Raw genomic sequence first — 17,881 nt, 5'->3', positions numbered from 1 at the left:
CGTAAAGGATCGCATTCAGCACCTGCAGGTTCGTCAAGCTGACATTGCCCCGCTGTCGTGGCAGGCAATGCTCGATCCGTTGATATTGGGCTTCGGTGATTTCCATCACCGAAGTATACGATCAAACGCAATTAGTGTGAACACGCCCTAGGACGACTGTCCAATGCCTTCTCGCGCGGCACATCAAGATCGCTGAGCAAGGTGCACAGGTTGTCAGCAAGGATTTTTGCGCCGAAGTCCTGCTGCAGAGCCAATAGTCCAGACCCGTGACGACCTCCAGTCGCAGCCGGTGCTTCAGGCGTTTGAACGGCCAGCGCTGATGATGGAGCATACCGAATGCCGCAGCGCGGTAGCGCCGCGCATCAAGCAGGGAGGTCATCAGCACATGCATGCGGCCGCTGGGGGTGACGTCGCGAATCAGGCGCACCGTGCTGGGCATGCGCGCCAGTTCATAGTCGCAGGCATCCAGCTCGCTGGGCGCCGCCAGCGTCACTACGTGCTCGGCTTCACCACTGCGCGCAAACGCGGTGACGCATTTCCAGTTACGGGCATCGACGCGCATGCAGAAAGCAATGTCACGGTGTACGAGCGCAGCCACCATCGTGTTGCCGATGTAGCCGCGATCGAGCAGCAGCAGATCGCTACGCGGTTGCAGTGCGTCCAGCGCCTCGAACAGCATCTGCCGCTCAGCGCCGTCGGCGGGATGAAGCGCGGCGTGCAGGGTCAGTTCGGCCCCCGGCAGGAACAGCGCAAACGCGTAGTGATCGGCGCACAGTTCATGGCCGCGACGCGTGCCCACGCGCAGACGGCTGCCATCGGCGGCAACCAGGCGCAGGCCGTGCCAGCGCATCGAATCGAGATGGGGTTGGGCAAGTGCAATCAGGCGGGCACGGGCCAGTTCGAACAGATCGGCCGAGAGTCCCCGAAGCGCCTTGCTGAAGGCCTGTGCAGTGACGGCGCGGGTGCGGCCGCCGTGCTCGCCGAGCGTGCCAAACAGGCTGTCGAGTTCGGCCTGCACGCTGGTACGCATGGCCGACATCATCATCGCGGTCATGCGCGGCAATGTAAGCGTGCGATTGCGGGTAAAGGCGGTGGGAGTACGGCGCACGCGCTCAGCGAGCGCTGGATCGAACAGGAAATCGGAGAACTCAGCCAGAAGTCGGGAAGACGCCGGTATTTGAGTTCATATCGTTGATTTATCAGGAAGTTATGGTGTGAAGTTTACAGGTCCTACGCCTCGTATACAATACAAGCACTTCCGGGGCTTAAGTTGAGAGCATTGGGGCGCACGGGCCCGAAACCATACCGTGATACTACTCTTTCGACCAAGTCCGGCCTCACCGCCGCGCCTTGTCTTTGGAGCGAGTCTTTCGTTGTCAGCATGCGTTGACAGAGGCTACGCGCCTTGTGGCCCGCAGCAAGGCTACCAGGGCCAGTATGCAGCGCCTGCGTGTAGCCAGCTCGCCTACGCGCAACCGGGCACTGTGCAGCAACCTGCCTATGCGCCGCCGCCTCCGCCGCAACAGCTTACGGCAGCATCTCAAGCATCTGGTTTTGAGTACCGCGATGGATACTTCGGGCATTACCGGAACCGTGGTCGGCGCGCTGGTTGGCGCGTACTCGGGAATCAGATCGGTGGTGGCCAGAGCCGCGACGCCGCGACCTTCATCGGCGCACTCGGCCGAACCGGCCGCATTGTCGGCAGAGCACCCTTTGCGCTACATCGAGCGAGTCAGCTTCGCGTCGCTCATGCGGGAGAGTCGCCGCCGGCGATGGCGAGCACCGCGACCAGAGTGGACGACAGACCGCTCGTTGCTATTGGCCACCGTCTCGATGGCTGCATCGCTGCATCCAGCATAGTGTTCACAAGATCAGCATCCGGACGCCTACGTATCGACAAGCTGATGACCAACCCATCGAAACAGTCGATTAGGGTGAGAGATACACCTTGCCAGCCGGCATCTGAAACTCGGTCAGTCAGCCACTTCTCATTCGGGGCTGCCGCCTAGAAAACCCGGTTGATGATGTTTTCAAGGGTTCGAGCGAAACACACCTGCGAGCAGTAGGGCAAAGATCAGCGGGTGCATCCGTCCAATGCGCCTCGTTCTATCCCCGGAATCGGGGTAACCCTGATTGCTCGCTCCCCTTGCTGATCGGCGTTCTCGGCGCACCTTTGCCTTGGCACACTTATATCGGTACCGCCGGATCTTCCGGAATTCTGACTTTGATTGTGGTACCGGCTCCCGGCGAACTGATGATCTCGATCTCCCCGCCAAGCATCAGAACACGCTCTTCCATTCCCGCCAGTCCGAACGATCTCTTTCTGGTTGCACAGACATCGAATCCTTGTCCGTCGTCACACACTTCCAGGACACACCCGTCCGGCGCTCGTCCCAACGTAACGATCACCTGACGGGCCGCCGCGTGACGGGCGACGTTGGTTAGCGCCTCCTGGACGAGGCGAAACAGGACGATAGCGCGATCCTCGCTGACGACAATATCCTCGTATTGCAAGTGGAGGTGGCAGATTGTTCGGCAGTTGCGGTTAAACTCCGCAGCGAGCCACTCGAGCCCAGTCGCAATCCCGGTATCGAGTGCCGCTGGACGTAGAGACGTGATAACGCTCCTTACGACCTGCATCGTTTCGTCTACAAGCGAAATCAGCGCTTGGGTTTGCTCAACCAATTCCGGGCGATCATCGCCGAGGCGCATGCGCAATACCGACGCCCTAAGACGAAGGGCAGTGAGGTGTTGCCCAAGTTCGTCGTGCATTTCCCGCGCAATGTGCTTGCGCTCTTCTTCGCGAGCCGTCTCGCGATATGAGGTTAGTTCACGTAGCATTTCGTAGGACTCACGCAAGCGTTGTTCTGCTTCCTTGCGCTCGGTCAGGTCAATGACGAAAGCAACGCCTTCCTTTCCACTCGCGTCGAACGCGGCCCGGCCGACCAGGACCGGCACTCGAGTGCCATCCTTCCGAGTGTACTCTTTCTCGGTTGGTGGAACACATCCGTCATGCCTAAGCTGTGCCAGAGCCCGTTCGCTGTTCTCGCGCCAATCCGAGGGCGTCAGATCCCTCCAGCTCAGGCGACCGGACACCACATCCTCGCGCTCGTATCCCACCATGCGCAAAAAGGCGTCGTTGGCTTCGAAGACGTCGCCTTCGTCGTTCCAAACGATAATGCCTATGATATTGGCGTCAACGAGCCGCCTGATTCTGGCCTCGCGTTCTGCCAGGTCCCGATAAAGCCGGGTGTTATCGATAGAAGTCGCTGCCTGGGAGGCGAGGAGTCGGAGTATCGCAATACGGGTCGACGTAAAAGCGCGGGTGGTCAAATTGTTTTCGAGGTACAGGACGCCGGTGAGCTTAGCCTGATTCATCAACGGCAGGCAGAGAACGGAGCGGGTGTGATGCTCCCGGATATGAGGATCCGTAGCGAATGTGGTCTCGCTCACCGCATCGTCGAGAATGACGCTCTCGTTGGTACGCAGTACATGGTAGAAGATCGACTCGGGTATCACGCTCGCGCTCACCCGCGCATTGCGCAGTTGCACGCAAGGTTTGTCGTCCTCCGTCCTGACTTCTGCTGCGACCCAATGCTCGCCAGAATGCGAAAGAACCAGCAACCCCCGCTGTGCTCCCGCTTGTTCGATTGCCGTGCGCATGATTGTGTCGATCAGCCTGTCAAGAACGACTTCTCCTGAAACTGCCTGCGATACTTTGATCACGGTAGCAAGTTCGAGATGTTCGACCGGCGCGCCGATCGTGTTGCCTGGCCCGGGCACTCGGTCTTCGTCCATGAGATGCGGGAACTGTTCGTCGAGTTGGCGCACCTTGCCTTCAGCGCCCCAGCGTCGGTAACTGCGGCGAGCGTCCAGCATATAAGCGCGGGCAATCCTGACAAAATCGCGTGCCGCGTAGAATTTGGATGCGAGTTCGTTGGCAAGCGCTTCGTTCTGTACAAAGCCGTTGGCACGCGCCAGGCGGATGCCCTCGTCGTAGAGCCGCATAGCGTCGACGTCACGGCATTCTAGGCGCGCGATCTCGGCGCGCAGTAGCGCGGCGCGGTTGTCAAAATTCGCCGGGCACTGATTCGCCCATAACTCCAGTTGCCGGCAATGTGCATAGATGGCATCGAGGTGCCGCCGTCGCTCGTCGGCTGGTGCATGGTCATAATGTGCGGCCAGGGCGAGCGCGCCGTAGAAGTGGTACTCGCATTCCTCCAGGTGTGACGAGGAGCTCCAGAGTAGCTGCTGAACTACCGATGCCGCGTTAACGGCGGCTACATGATCGCCAGAAAGGTAATGCCCTTGCAGCTTTCGGACCCAGTACCAGCACGCTGCAGTCGCGAGTGCTGGGTTACCGCACAAATGCTGCTCGGTACGAAGCTCGTTGAATTCGTCATAGTCGAAGCGACCAAACTTCAGTGTAGAGCCGCGGAGCATCCGAATCAGCGCGAGTTGTGTGGAGAGGTTATCTACGACAAGGCCGAAACGTGACTTCATGGAAAAAGCAAGGCCCTGTTCAGCCTCGCGCTGCACATCGATCAACGGATCACCAGCGAAAAGGTGGTCCGAAATGATATGGCAACACGTATATGCGCCGGACGGAAGGTCGCCGGTCCTGGCAGCTGCCTCAAACGCGTCGCGCAGCACCTCGCTGCTAAAGCGAACATGTTTCGTCCAGCGCAAGACGTAGAGCGCGAAGCAGAGATACGTCACTGCCTCGAAACGTTTGAGTCCGCGGCGCTCGACGAGATCAAATCCGAGTTGGCCAAACCGGATCCCGAAGTGATAATCGCCAAAGCGTGGTCCAGCAACCCTGGAGAACATAACATACGCAAAACACGACGCGTCGCAATTGCCATGTTGTAGACTAAGGCTGATCAATTTGCATATGGCTAGAGCCGCAAGCTTCGCGTCGAAAAACCAGGCTGGTCGCAGCAGCTTGCTCAGTACATCGGCCACCGAAAGGGACGCTGGGTCCGTCATCAATGGTAAATCGATGAGCGCCTCGATAGGCCGGCCAGCAAGCAGTGAGCGGATGTTTTCGTATTCCCGCTGTACGTCGCTTTCTTGCGGGTGCGCTAACCACTCGATACCGACTTCCCGGAGGTGTTGGAGACAGACGTCGACAGCGCGATCGCTCCGGTCGAGCGTCAGGTAGACATCCATTCGCAGACACGCGACCAGCGCCTGTTCGACGGTGGTTGTCGCCCGGCGGGATAGCGTGGCGAGCCGCACTCGTGCGTCCGTAAGCCGCCCAGTGAGGAATTCACATTCGGCCCGGTTCAACTCCAGCCCGAAAATCAGTTCGTGCCCGCAGTCCCAGCAGTCGTCCGTGAGGAGCTCCGAACCGGCTGCGAGATAAGAGAGCGCCGACGCATAGGCCGTTGACGCCTTGGCGCGCTTGCCGGCGATTAGGTTGAAGCCGGCCAGTTGTTCGCGTTCCTGCCTGCTGGTCACCAGCTCCGCGCCACGATTGAGCTGACTTACGATCTCGAAGATTGCCTCTTCCCGTTTGTCTGCGGGAGTTTGTGCCGCGAGCAGCCTCCCGATACGCAGATGGGTGTCTGCACGCAATTCACCTGGAATCAGTGAATAGGCGGCTTCCTGTACCCGGTCGTGCACAAACGCGTATATATCTTTCACTTGCCCGACCAGCTCCTGCTCAACTGCCGGTAGCAGCAGCGCCCTGATTCCCTGCGTTGAGACGCCAAGAACCTTCCTGAGCATCGCAAGCGAGGCGGTGTTGCCAAGGCAGGCGAGTTGCTGCAACGCGCGCTGCGTTTCCGAAGGCAGACGCGCCAGTTTCGCGACCATCAGGTCCACCACATTGTCGGCGTACCCTTTGTCGCGGATGCGAGGCAGATCCCAGCACCAGCATGCCGTATCATGGTCGAAGCTAATCAGATAGGCATCGGCGAGCGCATGCAGGAACTGGATGACGAAAAAAGGGTTGCCCGCTGTCTTCTCATGCACGAGCTGTGCAAGCGGTGCTGCACGTATTGGCTCGCAGTGAAGTGCTTCGACGATAAGCTGCGCAACATACTCACGAGTGAGTGGCGCGAGAGCGATTTCGTCCAGCCGTGCTTCTGCCACCCTTAACATCTCAAGCTTGCGCGGCAGTGGATGGCCGACATTCACCTCATTGCTTCGATAGGCGCCGATCAGCATGAGGTATTGAAGACCCGAGCGTGTGAGAAGATTGTCGAGCAAATCGAGCGTCGCGGTGTCGACCCATTGCAGATCGTCGAGAAAGAGTACCAACGGATGCTCTTTTTGTGCAAAAACAGCGATAAAGCGCTGGAAGACGCGTTCGAAGCGGCGCCGCGCCTGGTTAGGCTCAAGCTCCGGGACTGGCGCTGTGTCACCGATGACGAGCTTTAACTCTGGGATTAGGTCGGTCACGAGCTTCGCATCTGGACCGAGTGCCCTGACCAACGTGTCACGCCAGATTGCCAGTTCCGTGTCTGGCTTGCCGAGGAGCGACCGCACCAAGCCCTGAAAAGCCTGCACGGGGGTCGAATACGGTATGTCTCGCTTGTACTGGTCGAATTTGCCTGATGCGAAGAGGCCGCGTAATGGCACCAGTGTCTTATGCAGTTCACTGACGACTGCGGACTTGCCGATCCCCGAATAACCGGAAACCAGCACGAGTTCAGGCGTCCCGGTGCTGACCACCCGTTCGAACGCAGCCGTCAGGGAGTCGACCTCACTCTGTCTCCCGTACAGCTTCTCGGGGATCTGGAGGCGGTCGGGCATGTCGTATTCGCCAAGCAAGAAGTCATTGATGTGGCCTTGACGTTGCCATTCGGTAAGGCATCGGCGCAGGTCACGCTCGACACCCGCCGCAGTCTGATAACGCTCCTCGGGGGTCTTCGCGAGCAGCTTCATGACGAGTTCCGAGACGGCGGGTGGAATCATATCTGAGCGCGCGCGCGGCGGCACAGCTTTCCGGGCAATATGACAATGCACCCATTCCATGGGCTCGGTGGCCGTGAAAGGCAAAGCTCCCGTGAACAATTGATAGAGGATGACTCCGAATGCATAGAGGTCGCTGCGCGAATCGGTCGAGCGATTCATTCGCCCGGTTTGCTCGGGCGCCATATACGCGAGAGTGCCGGCGATCGTTTCGGGCGGCTGTGGTAATTGCCGCTCGCGAGGCAGCCGCGAAGCGATACCAAATCCAGTGAGCCGCGTCTGACCGTCTGTACAGCTAACCAAAATATGAGCTGGCTTGAGGTCCTTGTGAACGATACCGCACTGATGAAGCTTCCCCAACGTCGAGGCGATGTCGACGGCGAGGCACAAGACGTTTTCCACGCTGACAGGCACACCCATCAGTCGCTCGAGTGGCTCGCCACCCGGATCTTCGAGCACAAGCGTCATCCGTGCGTCTTCGCGTACCAACTTGATAGGGCGCACTGCCCATGTACCGTCGAGCTGCTCCTTCAGCGCGAACTCGTGAGTGAGGCGCTCCATGAGGGCAGTTGAGTGATTTTCGTCGGCGGGACGCACAACCAGCACACTGCCGGTACCGCGAGGGGACCGCACGCGGCAGAACGTGCGTTCTTCATCCTCCCACATGATGTGGACACTTGAGCCCGTGTCGGAGCCGTGTGGAGAGTTCATCTGCCGCCATTTAATATGAGGCTTCACCCTTAGTGCTACCAAGGGAGCAGGCCCTATTCGTCTGTCGATTCTGCCTGGAACTTGTAAAAGCTGCGCGGCGAAGCGCGTGCGCTCGGTGTCATCACATATAGGGCAGCACTTATCCGAAATGCGACAAGGGGCCGCGAATAGCAACTGTATCGCACGGTCGCAATGAGAAGGAAATCCGTTACAAAGTACCTATCTCATGCTGATGGCTGGGTTGATTGCGGTCAGCCGATATCCCCGTCCGTTGTTTGCGTTGATGCAGTCGCGCGACGTCAGTTCCACCACGGCCAGTGCCTAACTCTCGAGTATCGGTGCCAGGCACTCGTTCCTCGCAGCCATAGAAGTCGACGGGCGCTCAACAATTCGCTGCTCATCGGTCTTTTTGCTCGATTTAAGGGACGGAAAGTAACCCAACAACCTCGGCAAAACCGTTCCATAGCCCATTCCGCCTCCCTATTCGACAAGGCACAAAGCTTTTCGCCGGGACACTCACGCTAAGCTGCCGGAGGGCTTTGTCCAACACGGAGAGCCCGCCAAACCGGCAGTAAGTCAGTGCGGGATGAGTATCCGCAAACCTCCTCTTGCTCACGTTCCGTGGATCTCACGCCGTTGCGCCAGGGTAGTCGCGTAAACATGACCGACCGATGACATCGCGGCTGCGATGGCGAGCGGGATTCTTCTCACAGGGATCTCCTGGGGTTAATCGGACGAGGCGCGTCGCGTTCATCCGCGATGTAAGCGATGCCACACTGTAGCGCCGTAATTTCCCAGTTGTATTCAAAATCAATCAACAAAACGTTGCACGCAGTGCAAAGCTCGTCGCCCGCGCTACCTTGTGCTGGATGCCAGTCATGTGTCGGCCTGAGGTCCGCGATCAGATGATGGACAAAGACGGTGGCGCGTTCGGTGAGTGGATGCGTTTCGGGCGTCCTGACCTGCAGGCGTTGCTGTTCCAATAGTGCATTGGAAGATGGAGCCGCAATCAAATCCGTCTGCTTCAAATCGTTTCGCGACAGGGCGTTTGGTGTTAGCAGGATGGCATCCAAATGATCTGGGTGAACCGGCAAAGCGATGCGACGTAGCGGCTGATGATGGGTGCCACCTCGATATCGTCGACGTTATGGGCGATTCGAATAGCTGGCGAACGCTCGTGCCTGAATGCTGCGACAGGACTGGTAGAGACGAAGATCCGGCAATGCAAGCGATTGACGCTTCGGAAGCGGGCCTTGAGAGACGGTTTCAAAAAGATCCCATGGGGGCTGTTAACTTTTTCAGCATCCTGTTAACCTTGGCCGTCGTGACAGACAGGGCAGGGAGACGGGTAAGCCAATCATTGATGACGAACGGTGGGCACTGATCGAACCACTGCTACCTCCGCCAAAGCCGCGCCGCTTCAAGTGTCCCGCTCGCAAGCCAGTGGCGGACCGCGCGGCTTTGACGGGCATTCGTTGGCGCGACTTACCATCCGAAATGGGATGCGGCTCAGGCGTAAGTTGTTGGCGCAGGCTGCGTGATTGGCAGCAAGCCGGCGTGTGGGATCGACTGCATGCAGTGCTGCTGGCGAAACTACGAGCGGCCGCGAAGATCGACTTCTCCCGCGTGGTCGTCGACTCATCGTCGAATCGTGCGATTGGGGCGGGCGAAAAACTGGCCCGAACCCCACCGATCGAGCGCGACCCGGTTCGAAGCGCCACATCGCCACCGGCGCCAACGGAACGCCGATTACGGCAAACCTGACCGGCGCCAATCGTAACGACGTCACCCAACCGGTTCCGCTGATCGAGGCCATCGTGCCGATCGGCGGTGTGCGTGGACGGCCTCTGAGCCGTCCTGCCCGCGTCTACGCCGACCGCGTCTACGCCGACCGCGGTTACGACCACGACAAATACCGACGCATCGTTCACGAGCGCAACATCCCGCCAGTATCGCGCGGTGTGGTCACCCGCACGGTCGTGGCCCTGGAAAAGTCCGTTGGGTAGTCGAACGTACTCATGCTTGGCTGCATCATTTCCGCCGTCTACGTATTCGCTTTGAACGTCGCACCGACATTCATGAAGCGTTCCTCAAACTCGGCTGTTGCCTGATTTGCTGGAATACCTTGCGACGAACTCAACGGTCTGTATGAAACCGTCTCTAAGGCGTCCGACCTGCCCGGTTGTAGTACCGCAGTCCCTCACCTTCTCACACGACGCCGGCAACGCTGATTGGAACAGAAAGCCACGTAGGGTGCTTGCGCTCAACGGGGGAGCCCTTGTAGTCATTTCTGGGACAGAACACTGACCCGCGGTCTCGAACCATGGGTGTCTACCGGTCCCGATTCGGGTGCAACGCCCGGCACAGCGATGGAATACGTTGAACATTGGGTGCCCCATAGGTCTTCACCTAATCGAGCTGCCGAGCCGATCCATAGGCGTTCACTGTTCTGAGGCATGAGAATTCCCGCTGGCTGCGCACCGTTAGCCGTACTTCCCGGCTACATCTGAGCTTTGTTCGGGGTGATGGCTAATCTCTCTCCGTTACGCGTGCGGGATCGCTGCGCGTTCCGCCGTCGAAGCATCTCTTTAGCCTCGGCCTGCATCGATGCCTCGAACATCGCGAAAGCGAGCGCCATGTAGTCTTCCAGTTTTCCAACGTCCCGCAATAGCCTGATCGCAATCGGTGTCTCGATCCGCAACGCTTTCCTGTCGCGCGTCAGCCTTATCCGAACGGCGCTCTTTTCGCGTGGCTCCGGCAACCTGTTCGTCAAGACGTACTCGAGGACATCCTCGATTGAAACATACCCCAGGTCTTTCGCGGTTCGCGCCCTAGCTGCAACGCCGTCCTCTCCGACGGTGTCAATGGCTGAAAGTATTAGCGGTCCGACTCGAAACGAAATTCGCGCAGGTCCACCTAATAGCGCAACGACGGTGGGCGGAATGCGAGCAATAGATAGAGTTTTAGTAACGTGGGCCCGCGAGAGGCCGAGATCCTTGGCGATGCTCGTTTGCGATCGCCACAAACCCTGTGTCAGCATTGTCCGATAGAAGACGCCGAATTCGTAAGGGGACGCGCGTCCTGCGATCAGACCGGCATGAACAGCCTTCGCAGTCGCCTTGTTCGGAATTGACTTGGAAGTTATCGATTCGATCATCGTGGGTGGATTCGTTGTTCGTGACCGCGGCGCCCATCGGGCTTTATGGAGTTAGATCGCCGGCTTTAGGCATTCATCATCCCCATGCGGGCGAGAAGCGCATGCGCGCAATCCATCAGATCCGACGTTGCGCTACAACTGGGCTTTGACAAAACCAGTGGAGAGTCGCTCACGTGGTCGATCGCCTTAGGGAAGTCCCCGCTGCGGCGAATCCAACATTGCAGCAGTGACTGCTTGTACGTTTGCATGACCGTGCTCAACTGCGTCATTACGTGGATGCTGGCTGAATCGAAGAAATTTGCCACGATGATGAGTTCAGGACTTCTTCCGAACTGATCGTGCATTTGCGCCAACACACTCGAAAGGTAAGAAAGCCCCTTGCTGGAATTGTGCTCCATCGAAACCGGGCAGATCACGAAGTCAGATGCGAGCAAAGCACACCGCGTAATGCGGGTCGTCGACGAAGGCGCATCGAAAAGCACAATGTCGTATTCGGAAGTGTCGAAGTTTGGATCCTTCTTTGCTCGACCGTCTTGCAGGAGCTGCGCGAGCATCCGGTCGCGGGAGGCGTTTTTCTGATCCAGGTCTTCGTAGCTCAACATCGCATCAAGTCGATCGAGCGTGACGTCTGCAGGGACGAGATGAGGGCCGTTTTCCCCGTACGGTTTTTTAGCGACTTCGGGTAGCGTGCGGCGACCCATGGGCCCGTTTGGCATCAAGTTGCCAAAGTGGCTTTCGACGAGGCGCGATCGAGGAATGCCCGTCTCGACTGCCTCCTCAGGTGTGAGATCGGCGTTGTAACCGAAGCTCAAGGTCAGATCGGCCTGCAAGTCGAGATCGATGCTAAGGGTACGCATTCCGCGAAGACCAAAGCATGACGCAAAGTTGCCAGTCAGCGTCGTTTTCCCGACGGCGCGCTTCGGCGCGTACACGGTTGCGACGACTTGTCTCCTATCGCCACGTCGATGTTTTGTTTTTCTCGTTGCCTGGTGGCGAGCGAGATCGAAGATGTTCTCCGCTGTAAAGATCCGAGTCTTGGGGCCGTGCTCCTGACGCGCGACATCGATACCGGATTCATCGAGCATACGACGAACGTTGACGGTGCTAGTTCCAAGCAGCTGCGCAACCGCCTGAACCTTATACGGTTTGATATCCAACAAGATCCCGGCCCCCTTCGTGGACGTTTCTAAGGTTCGTGGATTATGGGCACAAAGAACTTTGTTTTGCAAAGATTTTTCGGCTCATGAAGGAAAAAAGCTAAAATCGCTTATGCGTCATGACACTGGCAGACTGTAATGTAAATAGCGAACAATTCTTCAGGGAACAACCTGAAACAGAAACATCGGACATATTGATGCGGTGAATGCTTGGAATTGATGGTCGTGTCGGGACGGTTAGCACATACATTTTCATTAAATGCAAAGGTACGTGCAGGCGCCTGCACGAAAGTGACCGTTTTTCAGGGTCCCGGTTGACGCAATGCACTGATTCGCAAGGTTTTTGCGGTCAGGCAGCCCCGCGCTTGACGTGTGAAATTGGTTACGCAGACGTGGCCAACACTATGTCGGGGATTCGACGCGCCGAGGGGGGTAAAAGCTAAACAAAAAGTGCAGGTTTCCAGGAAAAGACGTGCAGGCGCCTGCACGAGAGAGGCCGCGGTCGATGGCCGGCCGCAATGGTATGCAAAATAGCTTCCCTTTTGCCCCGAAGGAGGAGGTGCCGGACTGTTTCAATCGACGCAAGCCAATCTGTCCGCGCGCGTCATGTCCCTGTTCCGTCGTTCCCGCAAAGATGTTGCCCTTTCGCCTGCACCGGGAGGGTATTCCGAGGAAGATCCCGAAAAGATCATTTTCGATCGCGGCACTCGCCTGCGTGTCGAGGCCAACCACTGGAAGACCTTCTGCTTCGTGCTCGCGTTTATCGCCGGCGGGGCAGTGTGGACGCGCCAGCCGCCGCCCTCGGTGGTCAAGGCCTACGGCATTGCCGCCGATGCGGGTGGCCGTCCCCTCATGAAGCAGCTCGCCGCCTACAAGCCCGACGACCTTGCGCTGCGCTCGTCCGTCGCCGACTCGGTCCAGCGCTGGTTCACCATCGAGCCCGTCCTGACGCCGACGATCGAGGGGTCGCGCCTCGCGCGCAACATCAATGCCGTCAAGGCTCAGATGACAGGCAACGCCAGGAACCAGTTCGGCGACTGGCTGCACCAGGACGCGCCGTTCCAGTCGATCCTCACCAACCCGAAGCTCGTGCGCGAGGTGACGGTCAGCAGTGTTTCCGTGCTCGACGACTCGACGGTCGTCGTTGAGTTTTCCACCTCCACCACGCAGTTCGCCTCGGACAAGCCCGTCGTGCAGCGCTATGCGCTCACGCTGCGCTACCAGATCGTGCCGGCCAGCTCGGACGAAGCCGTGGGGACCAACCCGTTCGGGATCTTCTTCCCGTTCTTCACTCTCCAGAAAACGGTATGACGATCCAGGCCCCCCGCGCTCTGGCGCTCGTGGTTGCGCTCGCCGGCGCGCTCGCACTTTCCGGTTCCGCCCTCGGCGCGTCGAGGGCCGCTTCCGCCGCAGGCGCTCTCGACGTCGGCTCGATCATGGGCGACCCGATGAGTCCGGTGAACCCGTACAACTCCGGCACCGATCCGGTCACGATGCCCAACGACGCGCGCATCGTCGTGTTCAGCTACAGCCGGGACCAGATCTTTCGCATCATTACCGCACCGGCCAAAAACACCACCATCGAGTTCGCGCCGGGCGAGAAGCTCATTGCCGAACCCGCCATGGGCGATTCGGTGAGCTGGCTCATCGATACGGACGGCGCGAACCATGTGTTCATCAAGCCGGTCAGGCCCGGGCTCGTGAACACGCTGCACCTGACGACGAACCTGCGCGAGTACGACATGACGCTGGTGTCCTCGCCGCTGGGTGGCCTTTTCTATCAGAGCGTGCGCTTTCACTATGCCGAATCGCTGATGGCAAAGGTGCGCGCGCGCGGCGATGCTGACGGGGCAGCCGATGGTTCGGTGAGCGGGAACGGCGGCGCGACCGATTCGGGACCCCTTGGCGTGCCGCCCGACAAGCTTAATTTCGACTACAAGGTCGATGGCTCTGCAGCGTTCAGGCCCGAGACGGTCTTTGACGACGGCAGGTTCGTGTGGCTGCGGCTGCCTGCGGGCGCGCCGTTCGCGGTGCCCATCGTCAAGGACCACGGCGACGACGTGAGCCCGAATTTCATCCGTCGCGGGCAGTACATCGTTGTCCAGCAGATGGCCGACAAGATCGTGCTTCGCGCGGGCGACGACGAGGTCACCGTCACACGCCGTCGTCCCGGCATCTTCGGGTTCTGAGCCATGTCGAGCCAGAGCCAGGGGGTAACCGCGGATCAGGAGCGCGTGGTCAAGGGCAAGTCGCCGCGCAACGCGCTCATGGCGGTGGGTCTCATCTTCGCGCTCGCCATCGGGGCGATGGGCTTCTATTACCAGTCGAAGGTAAGCGCCCGTGCGGCCGAACAGGCGAAGGAGGACAAGGCCGCGAAGACCGCCGCGTCGGTGGATCATGCACCTGCCAGCGACGATATCGACCGGATCATTGCCGACCAGCAGGCGCGCGCCCGCGCAGCCGAGCAAAAGGCGCGCCGCGAAGCTGCCGCTGCATCGGACGCCCAGCCCGTGTCAACGAAGCCGGCGCTGTCGCTGGACCAGTACGAGCGGGAGTCGAACAACGGGAACCTGGCGGCCAGCGCGAAGCAGGACAACCTCTATGCATCGCCGATTTTCATTCCGGGCCTCAAGGTCAAGGAGCAGGCGGTTTCCCAGAACAACGCCGCCAACGGGATCATGACGCCCCAGCAGATGGCAGTGCAGCAGCTTGCCGCGCAGCAGGCGGCGGCAGGCCAGGCCGCCGCGCAAGCCGGGGCGCTCGCGGCGGCGGTAAGGCAGGGCAACGCCCGTGCGTCGTCGGCACAGCGCGATCTCGATTTTCTCAAGGACGCCAAGGCACAGTCCGCCTCGGGTGAGGGCTTCCTGAGCGCTGGTTTCGTTGGGCAGGCTCAGTCCTGCACGCTTTCGCCGCCGCATCACATCGGCGTGCTGGTCATGGAGGGCGAGAACTCAGATCGTCCGGGCACCGCAGCGCTCATGGTCGAGCAGGACGTCTACGACAGCGTGACGGGCAACTGCCTGATGATACCCAAGGGCTCGATGATCACCGCCCCTTACCAGAGCGACATCAAGGTAGGCCAGGAAAGCATTCTCGTCGCGGCGACGGAGCTGCGCCTGCCCAACGGCAAGCAGGTTCCGCTCTATGGCTCGGAGGGCGCGGACCAGAACGGCTACGCCGGGTTTTCGGGCGACGTGAATAACCACTTTCTAAAGATCTTCGGTGCGTCCTTCCTGACCGCGATCCTGCTGAACCACTTCACCAGCGATACGACTTCGACCACGACCGGTCCGTTGGGCGTCACGCAAGTGGGTAACACGGCGGGGCAGGTCGCGGCACAGACCTCACAGTCGATCCTCAACCGCTACGAGAACATTCCGCCGACGATCACGATCAAGCCGGGTCAGCGCTTCATGATCAAGGTGAACCGCGACATCCACCTGGAGCAGTACCGTGGCTAGGCGCGTCATGGTTCGGTTCATGGCTCCAGTCCTGTTGTCGGTCGCGGCAAGTGTGGCAGCGCACGGCGCGACCATCGAGCAGGTCATCAGCCCAGACTCGTTCGTGCTGGCCTCGCACGACGCGCGCGAGGTCGCGTCGCTCGACGGCGCGCCCGTCCTCTACTGCGGGCTTGCGCCGTTTCACACATGGGCTTCGCGCCTCGTTGGCCAGACCGTGGCGAGCACGCCGGCACAGGGCATCACCGTGCCGGTCGATTCGCATGCGGTCTCGCTCGCCGGGCTCATGGTGCGCAGCGGCTGGCTGCAACCCGGGCAGCTCGATGACGACGCGCAGGCGGCGATCGCCGAAGGCCGGGGCGGCTGGGCGTGCGCGAAGGCCGAGACGCCCTTCGTCCTGATGCACACGAGCGTTGATCCGAAGGTGCTGGCCGGCATCGCACTGAACGAAACCGCCTACCACGGGCGCGCGTGGCCGTGGACCCTCAATGTCGCAGGGCGTGGCTACTACTTCCGTTCCCGCCAGGATGCGTACGGCGCAATGCGCGCCCTTCTTGCGGCGGGCCGTTGCGACTTTGACGTAGGGATCATGCAGATCCATTGGTGCGCTCACCGGCAGCGCTTCGCCTCGCCATGGGATGCGCTTGCGCCCGCAACGAACATTCACGTTGCGGAAGCGATCCTCAACGAGAACTACAGCCGCACGCACTCGGTCGCGAAGGCCATCGCGTTCTACCACAGCGCCAACCCGGTGCCGGGCAGTGCTTACCTCGCGCGCTTCGCGCATCACCTCAACCAGATCCAGGCTGGCCTATGACGCGGAGTCTTCTTACGTTCGCGACCTTGTGCGCATTCAGCGCAGCACACCTCGCTCTGGCTGCCAATACCGATCCCTTTGATTTCGACTACGAGATCGCGGGCGGCATCGCCGAGCGTCCGGCACTCGTCTTCAACGACGGCTCGAAGACCTATATCCAGCCGCGTGCCGGACAGGTCATCACGGTAGCCGGTGGACACGCCGAAGGGCCGTACATGGTCGTGGACGGCACACCTGCCACGCTCCAGTACAGCGTCGCCGGACATACAGCCGTGGCGAGCTGGAAGCGGGCCAACACGTTTATCGGCGGACATGGCACGGTGCCAGGCTCTGGCGACGACCAGCCTGTAGCGTTTTCCGGCTTTAGCGGCCGCCTCTCGCTCGTGGGCGAGCGTGGAGCGCTCGAGCCCGTGCGCACGGTGAGCGCTACCATGCCGGTCGCCTCGATCGTCAAGGCGCTGGTGCCGCAAGGCTGGAGCGGATCGGCGCAGAAGGATGTCGATCTGACCGCCGCCGACCGCTTCGAGACACGGCAGGGCGAGAACTGGATGCAGGCGCTCGACCGGCTCATGGCGCAGACGGGCCTCTATGCGGACGTCGACTTCGGCACGCGGCATGTGCGGCTGCGTCGCGACGTGGAGAAGTCGGGCGCGCTGGCCTACGCGGCCGCAACGGTGACGCATACCGACCCGACGGTGGTTGCGGCGCCTTCGGCCCCGGACGCTGTCGCGGCGGTGCCGCCCGCGCAGTCACTCCTCGCAACGTACTTCGGCGCAAATGCGATCCGCGATGGCGACGACACGCACACCCAGATCCGCTTTGCCGCGAGGCCGAAGGACCTGAAGTTTCTCTCGACCGATGGCGTTTCGCTGCACCCGAAGTGGGATGCCGATACGGGCGTCATGACCATCGACCGTGCGGAGCGCTTCATCGTTTCGGACGAGGCGCACCGTGTCGAGGTCGCGCGCAGCGCGGGCACCGTGTACGACTTCCCCGTTGGCAACAGCGCCCATCTGGAAGCGGTATTCGACGAGAAGGGCGAGACGTTCTTCAAGTTCGCGCCAAGCGTCATCAACGTGACCGTCGCTGACGTGCACCACCTGGGCTCGGGCGAACAGAAAGGCCGTTTCTACAAGTTCAACGGCACCTCGGAGCAGTTCATCGTGACGGCGGACGGACAGACCGTCAGCGTGCTACGACGGCACGACGTGAAGTACTTCGAGCGTGCGGGAGCGAGCTCGTGATGCGCTACGCACTCCTTTCCCTGATCGCGCTCGCGGTGGCTCCGGCGGGCGCACACGCTGACTGTCTCGATGATGCGGCCGCCTACCGGCATATCAGTGCGCAGCTCGTGCGCGCGATCGCGCAGCAGGAGTCGGGCATGCGTGCGGGCGCGATCAACGTCAATGCCAATGGCAGCGAGGACATCGGTCTCATGCAGATCAACAGTTCGTGGCTGCCCACGCTCGCCCGCTTTGGCATCCGCCGCGAGCACCTTTTCAACGCCTGCGTGAACGCCTACGTGGGCACGTGGATTCTCGCTTCGAACTTCCGCCAGTTCGGGCCGACCTGGAAAGCTGTCGGCGCCTATAACGCGACGTCGAGCTCTCGCCAGCTTGTCTACGCCAATTCGATCTACCGACGCCTTCAGCGCCACTGA

General features: G+C 60.3%; 11 protein-coding genes and 3 pseudogenes. 7 read left to right on the top strand and 7 right to left on the bottom strand.

The features are described from left to right. The 5 genes and pseudogenes from VSR34_RS33345 to VSR34_RS33325 all read right to left on the bottom strand — a co-directional run. A pseudogene (locus tag VSR34_RS33345) lies at positions 1 to 106 on the bottom strand (IS5/IS1182 family transposase); the annotation flags it as partial. Positions 107 to 121: 15 nt separating this feature from the next. After that, the gene (locus VSR34_RS33340) at positions 122 to 1,108 is read right to left on the bottom strand and encodes a transposase (RefSeq protein WP_342964657.1); all 987 of its coding nucleotides are present in this window, start codon (positions 1,106 to 1,108) and stop codon (positions 122 to 124) included. Between the two features lie 613 nt (positions 1,109 to 1,721). Next, positions 1,722 to 2,032: pseudogene (locus tag VSR34_RS33335) on the bottom strand (IS3 family transposase); the annotation flags it as partial. A gap of 155 nt (positions 2,033 to 2,187) precedes the next feature. Then, positions 2,188 to 7,632 carry an AAA family ATPase gene (locus VSR34_RS33330; RefSeq protein WP_342964658.1) on the bottom strand — a complete coding sequence of 1,815 codons (5,445 nt, stop codon included), beginning with the start codon at positions 7,630 to 7,632 and terminating at the stop codon, positions 2,188 to 2,190. A 707-nt stretch (positions 7,633 to 8,339) separates the two neighbouring features. Then, positions 8,340 to 8,705 (bottom strand): hypothetical protein, encoded by a 366-nt coding sequence (locus VSR34_RS33325; protein ID WP_342964656.1) that lies wholly within the window; start codon positions 8,703 to 8,705, stop codon positions 8,340 to 8,342. 283 nt (positions 8,706 to 8,988) lie between these two features. Between VSR34_RS33325 and VSR34_RS33320 the strand changes: the two are divergent. Beyond that, positions 8,989 to 9,784: pseudogene (locus tag VSR34_RS33320) on the top strand (IS5 family transposase). A gap of 348 nt (positions 9,785 to 10,132) precedes the next feature. Here VSR34_RS33320 and VSR34_RS33315 read toward each other — a convergent pair. After that, positions 10,133 to 10,789, bottom strand: coding sequence for a hypothetical protein (locus VSR34_RS33315; protein ID WP_342964655.1), 657 nt, complete (start codon positions 10,787 to 10,789; stop codon positions 10,133 to 10,135). Positions 10,790 to 10,854: 65 nt separating this feature from the next. Next, positions 10,855 to 11,949, bottom strand: coding sequence for a ParA family protein (locus tag VSR34_RS33310; protein WP_342964654.1), 1,095 nt, complete (start codon positions 11,947 to 11,949; stop codon positions 10,855 to 10,857). 603 nt (positions 11,950 to 12,552) lie between these two features. Between VSR34_RS33310 and VSR34_RS33305 the strand changes: the two genes are divergently transcribed. Genes VSR34_RS33305 through VSR34_RS33280 form a run of 6 tightly spaced genes read left to right on the top strand, consistent with a single transcriptional unit; the run spans position 12,553 to position 17,881 of the window. Beyond that, positions 12,553 to 13,257 (top strand): type IV secretion system protein, encoded by a 705-nt coding sequence (locus VSR34_RS33305; RefSeq protein WP_342964653.1) that lies wholly within the window; start codon positions 12,553 to 12,555, stop codon positions 13,255 to 13,257. Then, a complete protein-coding gene (locus VSR34_RS33300) occupies positions 13,254 to 14,135 on the top strand; it encodes a TrbG/VirB9 family P-type conjugative transfer protein (protein WP_342964652.1) in 882 nt (293 codons plus the stop codon). The genes VSR34_RS33305 and VSR34_RS33300 overlap by 4 nt, the downstream gene beginning before the upstream one ends. Positions 14,136 to 14,138: 3 nt before the next feature. Then, the gene (locus tag VSR34_RS33295) at positions 14,139 to 15,407 is read left to right on the top strand and encodes a TrbI/VirB10 family protein (RefSeq protein WP_342964651.1); all 1,269 of its coding nucleotides are present in this window, start codon (positions 14,139 to 14,141) and stop codon (positions 15,405 to 15,407) included. Between the two features lie 19 nt (positions 15,408 to 15,426). After that, complete coding sequence (locus VSR34_RS33290; protein ID WP_342964650.1) at positions 15,427 to 16,221, top strand: transglycosylase SLT domain-containing protein; 795 nt, start codon at positions 15,427 to 15,429, stop codon at positions 16,219 to 16,221. Beyond that, a complete protein-coding gene (locus VSR34_RS33285) occupies positions 16,218 to 17,465 on the top strand; it encodes a TrbG/VirB9 family P-type conjugative transfer protein (RefSeq protein WP_342964649.1) in 1,248 nt (415 codons plus the stop codon). Before VSR34_RS33290 ends, VSR34_RS33285 begins: the two co-directional genes overlap by 4 nt. After that, positions 17,465 to 17,881: a lytic transglycosylase domain-containing protein gene (locus VSR34_RS33280; RefSeq protein WP_342964648.1), complete on the top strand. Its 417-nt coding sequence runs from the start codon at positions 17,465 to 17,467 to the stop codon at positions 17,879 to 17,881. The genes VSR34_RS33285 and VSR34_RS33280 overlap by 1 nt, the downstream gene beginning before the upstream one ends.

It is taken from the genome of Paraburkholderia sp. JHI2823 (assembly GCF_038900695.1).
GTDB classification, from domain to species: domain Bacteria; phylum Pseudomonadota; class Gammaproteobacteria; order Burkholderiales; family Burkholderiaceae; genus Paraburkholderia; species Paraburkholderia mimosarum.
The sequence above is the reverse complement of the archived record's forward strand: the minus strand, read 5'-3'. Positions and strand labels throughout refer to the sequence as shown.